General features: G+C 46.6%; 21 protein-coding genes and 1 other annotated feature. Of the genes, 9 read left to right on the forward strand and 12 right to left on the reverse strand.

The features are described 5' to 3' along the window. Positions 1-97: 97 nt before the first annotated feature. Complete coding sequence (gene cyoE, locus MHB49_RS28725; RefSeq protein ID WP_405153889.1) at positions 98-1,027, reverse strand: heme o synthase; 930 nt, start codon at positions 1,025-1,027, stop codon at positions 98-100. Positions 1,028-1,281: 254 nt separating this feature from the next. Between cyoE and MHB49_RS28730 the strand changes: the two genes are divergently transcribed. Beyond that, positions 1,282-2,262 carry a metal-dependent hydrolase gene (locus MHB49_RS28730; protein WP_405153890.1) on the forward strand — a complete coding sequence of 327 codons (981 nt, stop codon included), beginning with the start codon at positions 1,282-1,284 and terminating at the stop codon, positions 2,260-2,262. 105 nt (positions 2,263-2,367) lie between these two features. Here MHB49_RS28730 and MHB49_RS28735 read toward each other — a convergent pair whose 3' ends face one another. Next, complete coding sequence (locus tag MHB49_RS28735) at positions 2,368-2,586, reverse strand: alpha/beta-type small acid-soluble spore protein (protein ID WP_024634589.1); 219 nt, start codon at positions 2,584-2,586, stop codon at positions 2,368-2,370. A gap of 120 nt (positions 2,587-2,706) precedes the next feature. Here MHB49_RS28735 and MHB49_RS28740 point away from each other — a divergent pair, with 120 nt between their 5' ends. Continuing rightward, positions 2,707-2,904 carry a hypothetical protein gene (locus MHB49_RS28740; protein ID WP_247899286.1) on the forward strand — a complete coding sequence of 66 codons (198 nt, stop codon included), beginning with the start codon at positions 2,707-2,709 and terminating at the stop codon, positions 2,902-2,904. Between the two features lie 107 nt (positions 2,905-3,011). Here the strand turns inward: MHB49_RS28740 and trpS are convergent, their stop codons facing one another. Beyond that, positions 3,012-4,004, reverse strand: coding sequence for a tryptophan--tRNA ligase (gene trpS / locus MHB49_RS28745; RefSeq protein ID WP_247899287.1), 993 nt, complete (start codon positions 4,002-4,004; stop codon positions 3,012-3,014). A 64-nt stretch (positions 4,005-4,068) separates the two neighbouring features. Further along, positions 4,069-4,334: a binding site (T-box leader), on the reverse strand. 250 nt (positions 4,335-4,584) lie between these two features. Between trpS and MHB49_RS28750 the strand changes: the two genes are divergently transcribed. Then, positions 4,585-5,559 carry an aldose 1-epimerase gene (locus tag MHB49_RS28750; RefSeq protein ID WP_247899288.1) on the forward strand — a complete coding sequence of 325 codons (975 nt, stop codon included), beginning with the start codon at positions 4,585-4,587 and terminating at the stop codon, positions 5,557-5,559. Positions 5,560-5,760: 201 nt separating this feature from the next. After that, positions 5,761-5,994 (forward strand): alpha/beta-type small acid-soluble spore protein, encoded by a 234-nt coding sequence (locus tag MHB49_RS28755; protein ID WP_247899289.1) that lies wholly within the window; start codon positions 5,761-5,763, stop codon positions 5,992-5,994. Positions 5,995-6,076: 82 nt separating this feature from the next. Here MHB49_RS28755 and MHB49_RS28760 read toward each other — a convergent pair whose 3' ends face one another. Together MHB49_RS28760 and MHB49_RS28765 are read right to left on the reverse strand one after the other, a co-directional pair. Next, positions 6,077-6,490 carry an O-methyltransferase gene (locus tag MHB49_RS28760; protein ID WP_113056014.1) on the reverse strand — a complete coding sequence of 138 codons (414 nt, stop codon included), beginning with the start codon at positions 6,488-6,490 and terminating at the stop codon, positions 6,077-6,079. Between the two features lie 275 nt (positions 6,491-6,765). Further along, positions 6,766-8,565: a M3 family oligoendopeptidase gene (locus MHB49_RS28765; RefSeq protein WP_405153891.1), complete on the reverse strand. Its 1,800-nt coding sequence runs from the start codon at positions 8,563-8,565 to the stop codon at positions 6,766-6,768. A 118-nt stretch (positions 8,566-8,683) separates the two neighbouring features. On the opposite strand from MHB49_RS28765, the gene MHB49_RS28770 reads away from it, so the two are divergent. Continuing rightward, the gene (locus MHB49_RS28770; protein ID WP_064506463.1) at positions 8,684-8,854 is read left to right on the forward strand and encodes a YycC family protein; all 171 of its coding nucleotides are present in this window, start codon (positions 8,684-8,686) and stop codon (positions 8,852-8,854) included. Next, positions 8,851-9,084 carry a hypothetical protein gene (locus tag MHB49_RS28775; RefSeq protein WP_110002373.1) on the forward strand — a complete coding sequence of 78 codons (234 nt, stop codon included), beginning with the start codon at positions 8,851-8,853 and terminating at the stop codon, positions 9,082-9,084. Before MHB49_RS28770 ends, MHB49_RS28775 begins: the two co-directional genes overlap by 4 nt. Before the next feature lie 17 nt (positions 9,085-9,101). On the opposite strand, the gene MHB49_RS28780 is transcribed toward MHB49_RS28775, so the two are convergent. Next, a complete protein-coding gene (locus MHB49_RS28780) occupies positions 9,102-9,833 on the reverse strand; it encodes a DUF2225 domain-containing protein (protein WP_405153892.1) in 732 nt (243 codons plus the stop codon). A 36-nt stretch (positions 9,834-9,869) separates the two neighbouring features. Next, positions 9,870-10,247, reverse strand: coding sequence for a globin (locus MHB49_RS28785; protein WP_405153893.1), 378 nt, complete (start codon positions 10,245-10,247; stop codon positions 9,870-9,872). 562 nt (positions 10,248-10,809) lie between these two features. Between MHB49_RS28785 and ylbJ the strand changes: the two genes are divergently transcribed. Then, positions 10,810-12,063, forward strand: coding sequence for a sporulation integral membrane protein YlbJ (ylbJ, locus tag MHB49_RS28790; protein ID WP_405153894.1), 1,254 nt, complete (start codon positions 10,810-10,812; stop codon positions 12,061-12,063). Between the two features lie 104 nt (positions 12,064-12,167). Then, entirely contained in the window at positions 12,168-12,971 is an 804-nt protein-coding gene (locus MHB49_RS28795; RefSeq protein ID WP_090904546.1) for an NAD kinase, read from the forward strand. Positions 12,972-12,998: 27 nt separating this feature from the next. On the opposite strand, the gene MHB49_RS28800 is transcribed toward MHB49_RS28795, so the two are convergent. Together MHB49_RS28800 and lipA are read right to left on the reverse strand one after the other, a co-directional pair. Continuing rightward, positions 12,999-13,400, reverse strand: a complete 402-nt coding sequence (locus MHB49_RS28800) for a YutD family protein (RefSeq protein WP_247899295.1) — start codon at positions 13,398-13,400, stop codon at positions 12,999-13,001. Further along, entirely contained in the window at positions 13,397-14,296 is a 900-nt protein-coding gene (gene lipA, locus MHB49_RS28805; protein WP_076290937.1) for a lipoyl synthase, read from the reverse strand. Before lipA ends, MHB49_RS28800 begins: the two co-directional genes overlap by 4 nt. A 204-nt stretch (positions 14,297-14,500) precedes the next feature. On the opposite strand from lipA, the gene MHB49_RS28810 reads away from it, so the two are divergent. Further along, positions 14,501-15,571: a M23 family metallopeptidase gene (locus MHB49_RS28810; protein ID WP_405153895.1), complete on the forward strand. Its 1,071-nt coding sequence runs from the start codon at positions 14,501-14,503 to the stop codon at positions 15,569-15,571. 129 nt (positions 15,572-15,700) lie between these two features. On the opposite strand, the gene yunB is transcribed toward MHB49_RS28810, so the two are convergent. From yunB to gnd, 3 genes are all read right to left on the reverse strand, one after another. Further along, complete coding sequence (yunB, locus tag MHB49_RS28815; RefSeq protein ID WP_247899297.1) at positions 15,701-16,576, reverse strand: sporulation protein YunB; 876 nt, start codon at positions 16,574-16,576, stop codon at positions 15,701-15,703. Between the two features lie 209 nt (positions 16,577-16,785). Further along, positions 16,786-17,430, reverse strand: a complete 645-nt coding sequence (gene fsa / locus MHB49_RS28820; RefSeq protein ID WP_024632668.1) for a fructose-6-phosphate aldolase — start codon at positions 17,428-17,430, stop codon at positions 16,786-16,788. 87 nt (positions 17,431-17,517) lie between these two features. After that, positions 17,518-18,411 (reverse strand): phosphogluconate dehydrogenase (NAD(+)-dependent, decarboxylating), encoded by an 894-nt coding sequence (gnd, locus tag MHB49_RS28825; protein WP_179263025.1) that lies wholly within the window; start codon positions 18,409-18,411, stop codon positions 17,518-17,520. Between the last annotated feature and the right edge of the window lie 292 nt (positions 18,412-18,703).

Genomic DNA, 18,703 nt, shown 5'->3' on the forward strand with positions numbered 1-18,703 from the left:
GAATCCAACCGACAAAGGGCTCCTTTGTTATTGCAGCTGTTCCACGGACCCGTGCCCATCTAATGTTTATTACAGCATTCATACTGCTCATTTCTGCTCATTTGTGCACTGTATCCAGAATCATCAAGATAAAACTCAAAGATAGATAGTTAATGGAGTAAAGGAATACCTTTTTGGCCCAGGCATCTGTATTGTGTGCACGAAAGCCTTTAAGTGCGTAGTACAGCCACAGCACGGAAAGTATTAGCGAAATGGTAAGATAGAAGATTCCTGCGTACCCGTAAGCATACATGAGGACCGGGACAAAAATTTGCAAAACCAGATAAGGAATCATCTGAACCTTGGTCCGTTCAATCCCCTTCACAACCGGCAATAACGGAAATCCGCCAGCCCGATAATCTTCCACTCTGCGGATTGCGAGCGCCCAGAAGTGTGGAGGCTGCCATAGAAACAACATGGCCAGAAGCAGCCATGCACCAAGATCCATCCTTCCGGTTACTGCGACATACCCGATGACTGGTGGCATTGCACCTGAAAGCCCACCAATGGAGGTGCTCCATGTCGACGAACGCTTTAACCAAAGGGTGTACATAATCACATAGACAAACATGCCAAAAATGCCGCATAATCCTGCAAGTACTCCGGAAAAGGAAAAGAGTAAGGATAATCCAAGCGCACCCAAAATAATGGCATAGGATAGAACGACTTTGGGTGTTAAACGTCCTGTTGGCAAGGACCTGTTGCGGGTACGTTCCATTTTGAGATCAAGTTCACGGTCAAAATAATTGTTAAATACACAGGAAGAAGCCATAATCAGCACCGTTCCAAGCAGGGTCAGCAGCATTTTGCCGTAGTTGATGTCCCACTGGGATGCAAGCCAAAAGCCACCAAAAACCGCAATAAGGTTGGTTCGAAGAATACCCGGTTTCGTAATATGGATAAAATCTTTCCACGTCCCTGTTTTCATTGGAGGCGCAGATCGTGTTGCCGATTCGGAAGAAGCCTGGTATCTCAATGGATTGTCCACGCTTGTGAATCCCCCTTGTTCTTGATCTCGTGGAGGTTTCTCTCTTTGGCCTCCGATATAAAGTTTATCACAGGAAAAGGAAAAAGAGTTTGACAATGCTCGTACAATTGCTGTCAATTGAGCAGGTTCTTGTCATATCTTTGGAATTTAGGATGTTTTGCTTCTCGGTAGGCGGATAATATACACTATATATGGGTATCACCTAGATAGAGAAGCAACTCGCAATAACGATACACCACACAAAGGAGACGTTTATGGATACTTCTACACATTTTGTCATGGGGATTGGTTTGGCCGGTCTGGCTTATGTCGATCCTGTTGTCGCGACGAGTCCCATGCTCGCAGCTGCGGTCATGGTTGGCACTATTGTAGGCTCGCAGGCTCCTGACATCGATACTGCGTTACGTCTCAAAAGCAACTCGCTCTACATCCGCAATCACCGGGGCATGTCACATTCACTGCCATTTCTCCTGTTATGGGTTCTGCTCATTACTGGTGTCATCGCACTGATCTTCCCTGGTGTCGCTATTGGACACGTTGCGGCCTGGACTGCTGTCGCCGTAGGCGTACACGTTTTTACCGATTTGTTCAATACCTATGGAACCCAGGCAGCACGACCTTTTACAGAACGCTGGATCGCCTGGAACATCATTCATATTTTTGATCCGTTTCTGTTTACCACACATGTGCTGGCCATTTTGTTATGGGCCTTCGATCTGATCGCCCCTGCACCACTCTTTGTTTCACTGTATATTTTGATGGGCTTGTATTATGTATGGCGGACCATGGCACGTGCTATGGCTGTTAGACAGGTGAAGCAACTCGATCAAAATAATTCTGAGGCTCATTACATGGTGATCCCGACGATATCCTGGAATCGATGGCATGTGGTGAAAAGACATGAAGATGGAAGTTATGAAATTGGCAAAATGGATCATTCAGTACTATCCTGGAATCTCCATGCCTCATCGTCCACTCACGCTGCCGTAGCCGCTTCACGCAAAGCTCCTGAAGTCGCTGCATTTCTGTACTTCACGTCCTATGCTGTCGCAGAGGTGGAAGAATTACCAGCAGGGTACAAGGTTCGCTGGGCCGATGTGCGTTATCGACACCGCAAACAGTACCCATTTGTCGCTGTAGTCGTTATGGATCGAAATTTCGAAACGGTCGATACGTATGTAGGCTGGTTAAGCGACGAGAAAATGGATAAAAAACTTTTATCTGCACGCTCTTGACGAAAAGTGCATGGAAGGGCACAATCAGACATAGGAACGAATGCGCGAGAAAGCCCGGAGCGTTTCCGCTCCGGGCTTCTGCTTGTTACTGTTTGATTATAATAATTATTTGCCAGACCCAGCCAGAGACTGCTCAGCGATTTGCACCAGACGTTTGGTGATGTACCCGCCCAGAGATCCTGTCTCACGGGAAGTGTAGTTACCGTAGTAACCGTCTTGTGGGATCGTTACACCCAGTTCTTGTGCAGCTTCCATTTTCAATTGTTGCAGCGCTGAGTTTGCTTGAGGTACCACCAAGTTGTTAGAACGAGATCCTTGAGCCATATTTAAAATCTCCCTTCAATCTGTGTCTGTAATGTAATTGCAAGCTTGCAAGATTATTATGGCTCGTGCGCTTCAGGTTATACGGAATTTAAGCAAATTTCAATATGGAGGTTTTTCCCAATGAGCAAAGGTTTATCGCTATGGTTTGCATTCTCTTCGATTATGTTGTTAGCGGTTACGGCGATTATGATCTCTTACTCCGGCTGGTTGGCTACACTGTTGTTTGTCGTGTCCGTTGCCAACATCGGCTGGGGATTCGTGATTCGTGCAAAAAAAGAGCGCCAGGAAGCACGTACCGCCTCAGAAACTGCCTCTTGACCCGGTGTACTTCATAGTTAGTTTGAAACGATAAAGAGGAGCCTATGAGGGCTCCTCTTTATTATGTGAACAATTCATTTTTTTTAAAGTTACTTGGCCAAGTCCTATTACAACGTACGTCTAGGAACAAACCCCATGCGCTCTTTAACCGCATGAAGTGTCTGGGAAGCTACTGCTTCTGCGCGACGAGCTGAAGTCTCCAGAATGTCGGCCAATTCGCCAGACTCACGAATCTCACGATATCGTTCCTGTAAAGGTTCAATAACAGATACCACCACTTCAGCCAGTTCTTTTTTGAACGGACCATACATTTTGCCTTCATAACGTTCTGCTACTTCATTCAATGTTAGGCCTGCGCATTCAGCATAGATGCTCATCAGGTTGCTGACTTCAGGTTTGTTTGCCGGATCATATACAACTTCACGACCGGAATCCGTTGTGGCACGGCTGATTTTTTTGCGGATCACATCGGGCGGATCAAGCAAGGCAATGTAGCTGCCCGCATTGGGATTACTTTTGCTCATTTTGGAAGATGCGTCGTCCAGTGACATTACCCGAGCACCCACCTGTGGAATATAAGGGTCTGGAATCGTGAAATACTCACCATAACGATGGTTAAAACGTCCCGCCAGATCGCGCGTCAATTCCAGATGCTGCTTTTGGTCCTCACCTACAGGCACAAGATCAGCATTATACAGCAAAATATCAGCAGCCATTAATGAAGGATAGACAAACAGTCCTGCACCAACGGAATCTTTACCGGATGATTTGTCCTTGAACTGAGTCATGCGTTCGAGTTCACCCATCGATGTCAGAGTTGTCATCAACCAGCCCAATTCCGCGTGCTGCGGTACATGGGATTGCAGAAACACATTGGATTTCGTCGGATCGATTCCGGCTGCGATGAACAGAGCTGCTACTGCCTCAGACTGCTCACGCAACGCTGCTGGCTCCTGAGCTACTGTTACAGCGTGAAGATCAACCACCATGAAGTGACATTGATAGTCATGCTGCAATTTCACAAAGTTTTTAATTGCTCCGATGTAGTTGCCCAACGTGAGCTTGCCACTCGGCTGAATTCCCGAAAGTACTGTTTTCATTTCACATAACGCCTCCCTATTTGTTCTTTCGTATTCTCCGCGAACGCAAAAAGGCCCCACATCCGCAAGGGACGTGAGACCGTGGTGCCACCCTTATTCGCATTTCTTCATTCCTGCAGACCTCATTAGATCATGTAGAAGAAATGCCTTCATTTCTCCGTAACGTGGAGGGTACGTCCAATTCTACTAAGGACAGTCCAAGATCAGACTTTGCCTGTTCAAACCGGCACTCAAGGGTCCATTCGGTAAAGAGTTCACACCGGTTCACATCATCCACCGGCTTTCTGAAGAGAATTCTCTTGGCTTACTTGTCCCTGTCATCGCTTTAATTATCATTCATCGCATAAAATGTATCGTTCAGAATACCATCTTAATCCGCACGGAGCAGAATGTCAAAATGGGAATAGCTTTTTTTTACCCACGTCACAGAAATCTGTTATGATGGAATTGCTTATCTTCATCACCAGCATTCATTCGGTTTGCTGATGGGATAAGTGGCATGTACACAATGACACGCCTGCAACGGCATATAGACATGGCTGTTTGCAGACAGATTTCAAGTGGGAAAAGGAGCATCGATATGAAACAAGTGACCAAAGGCCAATGGAATGGTTACGACACGTATATCCTACATAGCCGTGAATTGGAGATCACCCTGCTGCCGCGTCTTGGAAATAATATTATCTCGATTCGCGATCTGGTGCAGGACCGTGATGTCGTTCGCAGTCCGGAAGAAGACGAACTCGCCTTTTATTTGCAGAAGCCGTATCACTTCGGCGTTCCGCTTCTTGTTCCGCCAGGCCGCATTCATCGAGGACAATTCGAATATGAGGGAGTTCATTACCAATTCGATCAGAATACGGCCAATGACAACCATATTCACGGCCTCCACCGCAGCCAGTCCTGGTGTGTCAGCGACATTGAAGAAGATGAGGATGGCTGTGCAATTACAACGGAATTATTAACTGAAAATGAAGAGCATTGGATGGCTCAATTTCCAATTCCCTTGAAGCTTGAGATGACGTTCAGATTACAAAACGCGGTGTTAAGCCAGCGTCTGCGTGTGACCAATCTGAGCTCCACTCCTGCTCCTTTTGGAATGGGATATCATACATGGTTTCTGCTTGATGGCAAACCTGCCGAATGGTCACTTCAACTCCCTGTTTCCGGAATTTATGCTCAGAACGAAGAACAACTGCCTACAGGTAAGATTGAATCTCTTGGAGAATGGTCCTCTTTGAACCAAGGCATGAACATGCAGGGACGAAACTGGGATACGATTTTGAAAGCTTCCGAAGATCAGCCAGCGGCAGCTCACTTACGCAGGCAGGATGGATATACGCTTAAATATTCAGCGGATGAAGCATATTTCAAACACTGGGTCCTTTTTACAAAGGGCGAATCCGATCAATTTCTATGCATTGAACCCTATACTTGGCTTCCTGATGCCCCTAATTTGAACTTAACAGACGAGCAAACGGGACTAATTCGTCTGGAACCTGAACAGCCCGTTGACCTTCACACACGTATTGAGATTATTCCGCCAACCGAATAGTAATCTTGCACTCGCAGAGCCCTTCTATGGGAGCTCCGCCCTATATTTACCTTTTATTCTATGTAGCCGATCCATACTGGATCGGCTTTTTTCATGTATTATATCCTCTTCCTCGTCCAATTTTTCCCTTACGCCATATCATGCATATTTCCTCATTCTCTAACCATACTAACATCACCAAGCCATAAGGAGGTGACACACATGTACGGAGGTCAAAACCAAGGAAGCGGAAACCGCTCCAACAATCTGGTTGTTCCCCAAGCAACGGCAGCATTGCAACAATTGAAAATTGAAGCTGCACAAGAGCTGGGTGTAACAATTCCCCAAGATGGTTACTACGGTAACTACACTTCCCGTGAGACAGGTTCTCTGGGTGGTTACATCACTAAACGTCTGGTGCAAATCGCTGAGCAGCAATTATCGGGTCGTTCGTAAGCTCGTAATTCGTGCTCATATATGCAAAGACCAAAAAGCGGCCTTCCTCGGAAGTGCCGCTTTCCTGTGTGGCTCATCACAATTATGAAGACGACTCCATGCCTGAATCCATGTATGTATTGGTTCTTGGATAACGAATCATCAGATTCGCCATATTATAGTTGGACTCCATCGTGGCATCAACGAGAATCATGCCTTGTCTTACTGTAAAATCATATGCAATTTCTCCATGAGTCCAATTTCGCTTGAATTTCAAAGTCTCCAGTGCCATTGCGCGGAAAGAAGAGCGCTGGATTTCGTTTAGTCCACCGTCCTCCACTTCCATTTGACCGTCACGTCCGGTTATCGGATTATGTCGAATCCCGAACTTTCCAATTACATTATTTCGTATTTGCACAAAAACTACACCTGAATCTAACCCTGATAATTCATGATCAAGCTCTTTGAACACCAGATCCAACTGTCGTGCTAATGAAAGCTGGTCAATTTTTACCATAACGCTCCTCCTTTATGCACTTCATCCTACAAAACAAGGACTTACGACTCATTATATGACAACATATGTGGTCATTCAACAAAGAAAAACAAACTTGGGTAATTATAACTATAATTTGCACAATTAATTGCCATTTTGCGTCCTTTTAGCGAGTTATTTCTCTGAATTGCGACAAAATATTTAGCAGAAGCCTGACTTTAAAAAATACAAAAAAAAAGACCGCAACCCTGTGTGCATTTACACAGAATTGCAGTCCCATTACATATATAGGAATACTATTTTGCGGATTCTGTCATCTCCAGAAATTGATCAATATCGGCAATGACCAGGTCCGCTGCATTTTGCCAGAAATCAGGTTGTGTGAGATCTGTACCCAGATGCTTCTGAGCCAGTTCTTCCACCGTCATTCGGCCCGTATCCCGCAACAAATCATCGTATTTATCGGCAAATGCCGTGCCTTCCTCCTGCGCTCTGGCGTAGATGCCTGCACTGAACATATATCCGAACGTATACGGGAAGTTGTAGAATGGTACACCTGTCAGATAGAAATGCAGCTTGGATGCCCAGAAATGCGGATGATCCGATGCAAGCGCACCACAGAACGCTTCTTGCTGTGCTTCCACCATTAATTTGGACAGCTCATCTGCATTCACCAAGCCTTTTTTGCGCTGCTCATAGAACCGATTTTCGAACAGGAAACGAGCGTGAATATTCATGAAGAACGCAACGCTTCGTTGTATCTTGTCTTCAAGCAGAGCAAGCCTCTCTTGCTCATCCGTTGCTGCCTGAACCAATGCATCGGCTACAATCAGCTCGGCAAAGGTAGAAGCCGTCTCCGCCACATTCATGGCATAGCGTTGATTCAAGGCCGGCAGTTCTTCCATAATGTGCTGATGGTATCCATGACCAAGTTCATGGGCAAGTGTCGACACATTCGACGGCGTCCCAGAGAAGGTCATGAAAATACGTGTTGCTTTGCTGAGTGGCAACGACGTACAGAATCCCCCTGGACGCTTGCCAGGACGGTCCTCAGCTTCGATCCAGCGATTCTCAAAAGCCATCTCTGCAAATTTGGAAAGTTTGGGACTGAACTTGGCGAATTGATCAACAATGTTGATAGCCGCCTCGTCATATGTGACTTTTCCACCCGACTTGCCTACTGGCGCATCAACGTCACTCCAGCTAAGTTTCTCTACACCGAGCAGTTTAGCCTTGCGCTCCAAATAACGAACTAACGCAGGTTTGGCATCGTTAATTACGTTCCACATCGTATCAAGCGTCTGACGAGACATTCGGTTAATTGCCAATGGTTCCTTGAGAACGTCATCCCAGCCACGTTTCTCATACAATTTGAGACGGAAACCGGCGAGATGGTTTAATGTATCTGCACAAAAGTCTTCGACATCAGTCCAAGCCTGTTCCCAGTTAGCGAATACCGTCTCGCGTACATTTCGGTCACTGTCGCTTAGCTTATTCGCAGCCTGACCTGCGGATAACATCACCGTTTCACCATTTTGTTCAAATGGGATGTTAACCTTGCTTACAATCGTGTTATAGAATTTGCCCCACCCATGGTATCCATCTACGCCAAGATCCAGCGCAAGACCTTCAAGTTCAGGGGACAGCTTCTCACGAGCTTGCGTGCGGCTCTCGTTTAGCACAAAGGCAAGAGGCTGAATATCTTCCCGGGCAATCCATGCTTCCCATACAGCGTCTGTCGTCTGGCTAAGCGTATTATCGAATTGGGACTTGCTGCTGTTCAACATCGCACCAAGAGAACTGATGGTGCCCTGAAGCTGAACTGCCTTTTTATCATTTTGGTTTTGTGAAGAGAGACAGGAGACAAATGCGGACCCTTCCGAAATTCGGATATAACAGCTCTGAAGCAATTCCAGGATCGGATCGAACGCATTCGTTTCTTCCAGCGATTTCGGTGCAGGTGTTTCTTTCAAAAGGGCTTGCAGCTTGCGTACATCCTGCTCCAGCTCAATCAAATATGCAGCGAACGACTCGGAGGCAGAACCTCCACTAAAAATGGACTCCAGATCCCAGACGGGTTGTAATGGTGTTTTCATTTAAATAAGGCACCTCTCTCAGCAGAATGGATAATTAACCTTGAATTAGAACTGGTTTTATAAGCGCGATATCTCTATACTAGAGAAATAGTTTAAGCTATTTTCAGGAGGTCATCGTATGAAACCTTTACAAGTCTCGGCTGACACAGCCGTCAAATTAGCAGAATCTCTGGGTGTTCCCCTTGAACACCTGATGCATATGCCGCAGCATATCCTGATGCAGAAAATCGCCGAATTGGCCAAAGAAGAAGCGGCTAAACCTGCCTCTACGGAAGGCGAGCAAGAATGATTCCCTTTGAGAACAGCTGGCCTTACGATATTGTAATGGGGGACATTTATGTACAGCAATGTCCATACTGCCATGCAAACAATGTACTGCTGCCGCTCAAACCAAAAGAGCTTGTACGCATTCGCGAAGGCAAGAAGAAATTGCTGGTCTTTCCTTGTTGTAACACCAGCATGACTGTAATCGATAACGATAGTGATTACCTGCTGTCCAGTCGTCCTGTCCGCAATTAGAGAACAACTGTCATTGATCAGATGGGGCTGCGTTTCGCAGTCTCTTTGTCTGCTTCAATCATCTCAGCTGGCAGCTCCAGCTGGCCCGAAATCATCTGTTCCCGCAGCAATGCCCACTGCTCGCGCGAAGAACGAATCATGGCAGCATCGGTAATGCGCTTGTCATGAATAACCCTGCCGAACCATTTTACAGCCTCATGGAATCGACCTACCCTGCGGTTCAACTCCCCGAGCAGATACAGCAGTTTGGCTTCATTTCCACCGGTACCTTCCCGTTCAAAAACCTTGACATAGGCTTCAAGGCTAAATTCAAGAAAACGGTTTTCCTGGGTATGATCCTCCATGTATCGATACAGCCAGGCAATATGATGCAGCAGCCCAGCGACGACACGGTCTTTCTCCTGAATGACCTGCGCACATAGCAGACCAAGCTTGTATGAATCCATTGCCTGTTCCAGTGTCCGCGCCCCGCTGTAGTCTCGTTTCACCCAACGATTCCCAATTTGCTCCCTGAAAGCCTTGCGCTGTTTATCGTTTAATTGTTCCGTCGAATTCTCTGTCGAAGCGAATCCACACTCCGGACAAATTCGAACAACATAGAAATCCGGGTTTTCCCGTTTGTAGTACGCACAAAAGTCGGAATCCGTCCGGTATGGCCTTTTCAAGCTTGGTCTTACGCGTGAGGTATCATACTCCGCCTCACAATAATGACACTTCACTTTTACCTTATACAGAGGCTCTAATTCCACTCATTCCATCCCTCTCCCAAAAGCTTGTAATCGGAACTAAGGTGTATTCACAAAATGATGTGCTGACCCCGACAATCGCTGCAGGATGAAAGAATGCAACGGCTCTTCCACACCTACTTGTGTCAACGCCTGATCCATACATGCAAGCCAAGCTTCTGCCCGTTCAACCGTCACTTCAAAGTGCATATGGCGGGCACGCATCATCGGATGACCAAAAGCCTCGGAAAACAATGCAGGACCACCGAAGAACTGAGACAAAAACATGTATTGTTTTTCGATTACGGGCTGAATATCCTCCGGAAAAAGAGGTGCCAGCTTCTCATTCTGCTGAACAATCGGATAAAAAGCTTCAACCAGCGCGCGAACGCCTGCCTCTCCGCCAAGATTGTCATAGATGCTCAAACTAGGATTCATTTCGCTTTCCCTCTCCTTTCTGGTGTCGAATTTTGACATATATTACACTCCCATGCTTAATTATGAAAGGAGATTGAAGAACAAGGCTACGAACACCTTTACCTTCATTCTATCAAAAAAATCCCAAAAGTCCTATATAACATGAAAGGATCATGGTCCCACATCGCCATGACCCATACGGGTCCACCTCATACTGAAGGCACAAAAAAGCGCCAAACATGAGGTTTGGCGCACCAGATATTTCATTAATAACTTCGCCAGTCCTCTTCTTCAGAGCGCACAAGCGAGGCACGTATAACATAGACAAAAGCACAAACCAGGATTCCGGTGACAAGACTCATAATCATCACTCCATCCGATTTAATTCCACCTACTAGGTAATCAGGTGACGTTCAAGCGTTTTTATTATTTTAGCATACATCACTCAAAAACACAGCCACTTTTGCAAGCGCTTTCCAAACATTAATTTGTACTGTTTGTCCGCTTTGTCTCATATATTGATGGCAAAAGCACCAGCGAACTGCTGCACACTGACCATTCCAAAAATAAAGGAGAAGAATTCATGGCCGCTTCACAACGAATCACCCATGTCCTGATCCCATTAGCTCTCCTGATCCTGTGTGTATTGATGGTGCTGTTTCCTGTGGAAACCTGGCATGCAGGTGTACGTGGACTATCCATTTGGTGGGACGTGCTTTTTCCCTCCCTTTTTCCCTTTTTGGTGCTTTCCGAGCTGCTTCTCGGCTTCGGCATTGTTCATTTTTTGGGTACTCTCTTAAATCCATTGATGCGTCCGCTATTTCGCGTTCCCGGAAGCGGCGGATTTGTGTTTGCTGTCAGTTGTGCTTCTGGTTATCCCACTGGAGCCAAATTGACCGCACAGTTGTGGGAGCAAAAATTGGTTACTCGGGAAGAAGGTGAACGCCTTGTTGCCTTCACCACATCATCCGATCCCATTTTCATGATTGGAGCCGTATCGGTTGGTTTTTTTCATAATGTCGCTATTGCTCCCCTATTAGTCACATCGCATTACGGTGCTGCATTTCTTGTAGGTCTGCTCATGCGGTTTCATGGCGGTGTCTCCGGTAAGGATAAACAATTGGTCCATGACTCTCCTTCCGCCTCTAAAGAGATACACAAAAACAGACTGCTCCGAGCCATTTATGCAATGCACGAGGCAAGAAAGGCTGATGGACGGGCATTTGGTGAATTGCTGCGCCAGTCAGTCTCCTCATCCCTTCGCCTTATTATTATCGTAGGAGGGTTAGTTGTATTCTTCTCAGTAATGATGGAGTTACTTATTCAAACCGGATGGCTAAGCGGGTTATATGCCATTACGGAACAACTGCTTTTATATACGGGATTCCCCCCTGCCTTATCCCACAGCCTCGTAGGCGGATTATTCGAAGTCACTCTGGGAGCCAAAGAAGCAGGAGGAGCCGGTACATCCATTCCACTCGTGTACAAAGCTGCTGCTGCTGCTTTCGTTCTCTCCTGGGGCGGGTTATCTGTTCATGCTCAGATCATGAGTGTCCTGAGCAACACTCCTATGAGATATGGTCCCTTTCTGTTTGCCAGAGCCGTCCATGCTCTCATTGCACCCATACTTGTATTATTGCTATGGATACCGATGATGAGCCATTACGAGTGGCCTGTTTTGTTCCAAACGGGTGCCTCGCCCGAATTATTTTCGTATACACCAGACTGGGGACAGATTCTTTTTTCGGGAATAGGTATATTTGGAGGCGTAATCCTTTTACTGCTGATGCTTTCTCTGATGAGTCCCTTTTTCTTACCTCGACGTATGAAAAAATAAGCCATCCTGTGTGTTTATATTCAACTGAATATCAATCCAACGTTGTGTTATTCCGTGGAATTGATTATCATCGGTAGTATAATGACCACAAAGGAGCTTTCATCTTGAGATACTATGTTCAAGACCGCGGAGACCAGTTATCGATTGATCTCAGTCAGCAGTTTCATGCGCTGGCCAAAGAGGAAGGGTTTAAGCTGGATGCAGAATCGCCGGAGATTGTCATCTCCATCGGAGGCGATGGTACGATGCTGCAAGCATTTCACAATTTCATCGACCGCATCCCGGACATTGCTTTTGTTGGGGTTCATACAGGCCATCTCGGCTTCTATGCCGATTGGAAGAAGGAAGAATTACGGGAATTGGTTCGATTGATGAGCGGCAAAGGCGACCCGGAACGACTCAAACCCCGGATTGTGGAGTATCCGCTGCTGGAGCTTGAAATTCGTAAAAAGTCGGGCAATACTTCTTATATTGCACTGAACGAATTTACGTTAAAAGGCGTAGACGGTACGGTCGTTGCTCAGGTCGACATTAATGACGTAACGTTTGAGATGTTCCGGGGAGACGGTATCTGTGTGTCGACCCCTTCAGGGAGTACGGCATACAATAAGGCGCTTGGTGGCGCCATGGTACATCCCACAATCGAAGCTATTCAAATCGCCGAGATCGCTTCAATCAATAACCGCGTCTATCGGACGCTGGGTTCACCAGTTATTTTGCCCAAGCATCATCATTGTGATATATTCTCACGCAAGGATCAGCGGTTGCTGCTTACCATTGACCACGTAAACATTATGGTGGAAGACCTCATTTCGGTACGCTGCCAAGTGGCCCGTCACAAGGTCAGCTTTGCCCGTTTCCGGCCCTATCCGTTCTGGAACAGGGTTCGTACAGCTTTTTTGGACTAAATACACGCAACAAAAAAGCGGTCCTTCTCAGGAACCGCTTTTTGCTTTGGCTTGAGGCTGGTCTTTGCTCTTCTGAAGCACAAAGTACGCACAGCCAAAATTGCAATATTCATTGATATAATCCACCATGCTGGAAATTGTGGAATCCTTCGTTGCTTTGGGATGATTGTCCCGATAAAATCCTTTTAACCGCAGCTGGCTGTAACCCCAGTCCCCAATAATGTAATCGTACCGCTCCAGCACTTCGCTGTAACGATCACGGAAAACTTCAGGATTCCAGCCTTCTTTGTGGTTTTGAACGATTTCATAATTTTTTCCGCCGATTTGAACAATCACCGGTTCTTTGGGTTTGTCTTGTACAGGCTCCTGAACCGATTCCTGATTCTGTTCTGAACTTTTTTCTTCTTCCAAACCTGTCTCCTCCATCATGCGTGAGATGCCGCCTTTTCACTATTTTTCGCAGCAGATTTCACTTGTTCATGGGCATGGTAGGAGCTGCGGACCATAGGTCCGGATTCGACGTGGCTGAATCCTCGCTTCAGTCCTTCCTGCTTCAATGATGCGAACTCTTCTGGCGGATAATACTTCTCCACAAAAAGATGTTTCTCTGAAGGCTGCAAATATTGACCAATCGTCATAATATCACAATCCACAGCGCGCAGATCATCCATCGTTTGCAAGATTTCATGATATTCCTCACCCACACCAAGCATGATGCTCGATTTCGTCGGAATATTTGGCTGCATTTCCTTGGCACGAGCAAGCAATTCGAGTGAACGCTTGTATTTCGCCTTGGCACGGACTTTGTCCGATAACCGCTCTACAGTCTCGATGTTATGATTCAGGATGTCCGGTTTGGCATCCATTACAATCTGCAAGGAATCCCGGTCACCCAAAAAGTCCGGAATCAGTACTTCTACGCTGCATAAAGGCAAACGACGACGAACGGCCTTCACTGTCTCGGCAAAGATCGTCGCCCCTCCATCCTTCAGGTCGTCACGCGCCACGCTCGTAATTACGCAGTGCTGCAGATTCATCTGCTCTGCCGCTTCTGCCACGCGTTCTGGTTCCTGCAAATCAAGTTCCGTCGGCAAGCCGGTATTGACCGCGCAAAAACGGCATGCCCGTGTGCAAATGTCGCCCAAAATCATAAAAGTAGCCGTCCGATTGGCCCAACATTCGTAAATATTCGGGCACCGTGCTTCCTCACATACTGTATGCAGCGTTTTGGAACGCATCATCGTTTTCATTTCCTGATAGTTATCGCCGGTTGTCAATTTGATCCGAATCCAGTCCGGTTTCGGTTCTTTAACACGTTTAGCCAATGCATAAACCTTCTTTCTACTGAAGTTAGGCTGTTGCTCGGAACATATTATACCATGAAAGCGCTGGAAAAACTCCCATTTGTCACATCTTGTGCATTCATGTCTTACATGGATAAAATAAAGACTTTTGAAGAACGCTAGGTTATAGCTTGGTTCACCGGGCACTCATGTGCATCATCTCATTGGAAAGGGGGCTGCTTCCCTGTGCAAGATCGCTTTACATCGCGGTTAACGTACTCCTTTTGGATCAAAACATTGCTTGCAGGCACACTGCTTCTCCCACTTTTGCCTGTTGATGTTCACGGTGAACCCACCGCCGCTGATTCCAAACCTCAGGCTACAGAGCAAAAACCAGCGGACATTTTCGCTTCACGTCGGCATTTATATGAAAGCATTGGTCAAATGACACACATTCCCTGGTACAGGCTCGCAGCGATTGATCAATATGAACGTACCATCTCGCGTGCACATCCGAAAGATCGTAAACATCCGGAACGGCTGACCGGTATATTTATGACTCCCCCAGCCTGGAGAGGATGGCTAAATCCGGATGAGACGGATCAACATCCGAGGTCCATTGTCTTTTTCAATGGTTATGGTCGTGACGGCTCTGGGGATGGTATTGCAGATGCCAATAATGATCTGGATGTACTTTACAGCATGGCTTCCATTATTCAGAATTATGGGAACAAACCCGAGGACTTCAACATCGCCCTGTGGGAATATTATCATAATTCCAGGGCTGTGCAGCGCATTCAGCAATTCGCGAAATTATATGAGCATTTTGACAACCTTGATCTGTTTGGTCACGCCTTTCCGGTCCCTCTCGGGACCAACTACTCGTACCGCAGCACTTGGGGGACCAAACGCAGCTGGGGCGGATACCGTATTCATGAAGGCACAGATATTTTTGCACCGCATGGCCTGCCTGTGCGCAGTACCTGTTACGGTGTCGTGGAAATCAAAGGCTGGAATCCGTTTGGCGGCTGGCGTATCGGTATTCGTGATCTGAACAACCATTACCACTATTACGCTCATCTATCCGGTTTCGACAAAAACGCCCATATTGGCGAAGTGGTTACCCCTGGTCAGATTTTGGGCTGGGTAGGCAGCTCAGGATACGGAAAACCGGGTACGCAGGGTAAGTTCCCTCCTCATTTGCATTACGGCATCTATCGGGACAGCGGACTGCACGAATGGTCGTTTGACCCCTACCCGCATCTGAAGCATTGGGAGCAGGAAGAACGCAAACAGAAAAAAGCCAAAAGCAAATGAGCGAATGAAGTTGAAATAAAGAAAATAAGAAGCATATTTCATATTTGTTTGTATTGAAATGACTTCTAATGCAAAGCGGGACCTCATCATTGAGGCCCCGTTTTTTATTCGATATTTGCCTTTGACTCCTTAGTGGTTCACATCCACATCAAGCTGCACTCCCCCGTTTGGATCAGACAAATCCGGTTCAACCTCCAGTCCATTTCCGTTCAGCCCGTTTGCTGGAGCCTGCTGTTGATTGGGTGAGCTTGAATTAGGCATTCCTCCATGACCACTGGACACACCCGTCTGACCCGATGGCAGGGCAATCGCAGGTGCATTGCTGCCATTACTGCCCACCGGCTTGCCTTGATTATCATAGTAGTACATGGGCACATCCCCGACCACCAACAGGTACGATATCGGAATTTCCGTATCTACAGTCTCGGGTTCCATGTCAAAGGGCACCACTACCGCAACTTCGGCAATGATGTGAATGTACACTTCAACCAGAATCATGTTTATACCGGCATTCTGCTGACGGGTATTCAGATCCACCTTGACGGCTCCCTGAGGCTCAATACGAACCGGTATATTGGGACCAAAGGATGCCAATACCGGGCTGCCCAACGCCTGCCCCAGCGGAATTTTTTCTTTTAACATATGCACGTTCTGCAAAGTGGATTGCACGATATTCATCGTACTCGCGGTGATCCGCATATGCTCATCGTAATTCAGCATGAATCCGGACACTTTCCCAGCCGTATCGGTTTTCCAGTCAATTAGTCCTTCGGTGGATTTGCCTTCGGCTACCTGCGCGGTAATCGCCTTGTTGATCGCTTCCGTTGCAATTTGCTTCACTCTGATTTTGGCCAGATGCATAATGGGCGGTTTCATCTTCTTATCGACATAGGCAAAACCCTGCATCAAACAAAACGCTGTAACCAATAAAATAATCAACCACATTTTGCGCCTGCCACTTGGCGGCTTGCGGCGTCTTCGGCTTCGCCATCGTCTTCTCATCATCGGGCGTCCCTCCCCTGCGGGATGAGCTATAGGCTATATACTATCCTTATGCACCGTTGTCCCGAAAAAGAAGGACAGCACCTGCTCGTACGGGGATATCATCATGCTGCACTAAAAAAGCCTTCCGCCAGCAGATTTGTTTATCTGCAAGACGAAAGGCTTTTACATGGAACGCAGGTCTGAGGAATCAGACTACTGTCCTCATTTTATTATTTCGGAACGGACTCCCAATCTTTCAGGAAGCGCTCAATGCCGCTGTCTGTCAGCGGGTGTTTCCACAATGTTGGCAGGAGCGAACCTGGAATGGTCGCGATATGCGCACCGGAAAGTGCTGCATCTTCCACGTGTTTGATATTACGGATGCTTGCTGCAATAATTTCGGAAGGCAAATCATACGTATCGAGAATGAGACGCAGATCGCGAATCAGCTTCATGCCATCCACCGCAATATCATCCAGACGGCCAACAAATGGACTGATGTACGTTGCACCGGCTTTCGCCGCCATCAGGCCCTGTGCTGCGGAGAAGATCAGCGTTACATTGGTTTTAATTCCTTTTTGCGTCAGTTCATGACAAGCATAGAGTCCATCTTCGGTCATCGGTAGTTTAATTACTACATTCGGTGCCCACTCTGCAATTTCATAAGCTTCCTTCAACATATCCTCGGCTTTCAGTCCGATCACTTCAGCACTGACCGGGCCTTTAACAACGCCACAGATCTCCTGAATCACTTCTTTAAATACGCGACCTTCTTTGGCAATCAAAGACGGGTTGGTCGTGACTCCATCCACCAGACCAAGACGTTCGATCCGTTTGATTTCTTCAACATTACCTGTATCTAAGAAAAATTTCATGATATGTTCCCTCCACTTGATGAATTTTGTAAACAACTATACTCATCATTACCCGATTATCCGCATATGTTAACAGTTATATATGATTTAATTTTTTTCTACAGCGTGACCGCCAAATTCATTACGCAATGCTGCGACAACTTTACCTGTGAACGTGTCTGTTTCCAGGGAGCGGTAACGCATCAACAGGGACAACGCGATAACCGGTGTAGCAGTTTGCAGGTCAAATGCTGTTTCAACCGTCCAACGTCCTTCACCGGAAGAATGCATAACCCCTTTGATTTCATCCAGGTTAGCATCTTTGGAGAATGCACGCTCTGTCAATTCCATCAACCAAGAACGGATAACGGAACCGTTGTTCCATACACGAGCAACTTGTTCGAAGTCGAAATCGAAGCCGCTTTTCTCCAATACGTCAAAGCCTTCACCGATGGAAGCCATCATACCGTACTCGATACCATTGTGGACCATTTTCAGGAAGTGACCGCTACCTGCTTTACCTGCATACAGGTAACCATTTTCAACGGAAGTATCCTTGAACGCTGGCTCAACGACTGCCCAAGCTTCAGGATCGCCACCGATCATGTAACATGCGCCATTACGAGCGCCTTCCATACCGCCAGATGTACCAGCATCCATGTAGTGAATGCCTTTAGTTTTCATTTCCTCGTAACGACGGATGGATTCTTTGTAGTGCGAGTTACCCGCTTCGATGATGATGTCGCCTTTGGACAACAGTGGGCTTACTTCAGCCAATACAGCGTCAACCACGTTGTGAGGAACCATGATCCACAATACACGTGGGGATTCAAGGGAAGCCACCATTTCCGCATAAGAAGATACGCCTGTTGCGCCGTATTCTTTCATTTCATTAACAGCCTCAGCGTTCAGGTCAAAAGCAACCACTTCATGTTTGTGATCAATCAGGTTTCTACCCAGGTTCAATCCCATTTTACCTAATCCAATAAGTCCAAGTTTCATTGCTAGTTCCTCCTGTTATGAACATTTCTAATTTTTATCTGGCCAATTCCAAAATAAGTGCTTAACCTTGGCGCAGTAGCCGTTCCGGTTACGAATCGTTCTTTCGATCGCTGTTGTCTCCAAATTTTCTTGATTAATAATGTTTATGGTTAAAATATGGAGACAAAGGCGCACGCTACGCTTCTTCAGAATCGATTTCGTCCCCTTCACTACTCGCGCGTAATTGTTATGAACTGATTTAAATTGAGCCAAGTAATCTATATTTAAAAATTTTTGCGGCCTCCCGGGTATT

It is taken from the genome of Paenibacillus sp. FSL K6-0108 (assembly GCF_045040695.1).
Classification (GTDB): Bacteria; Bacillota; Bacilli; order Paenibacillales; family Paenibacillaceae; genus Paenibacillus; species Paenibacillus pabuli_B.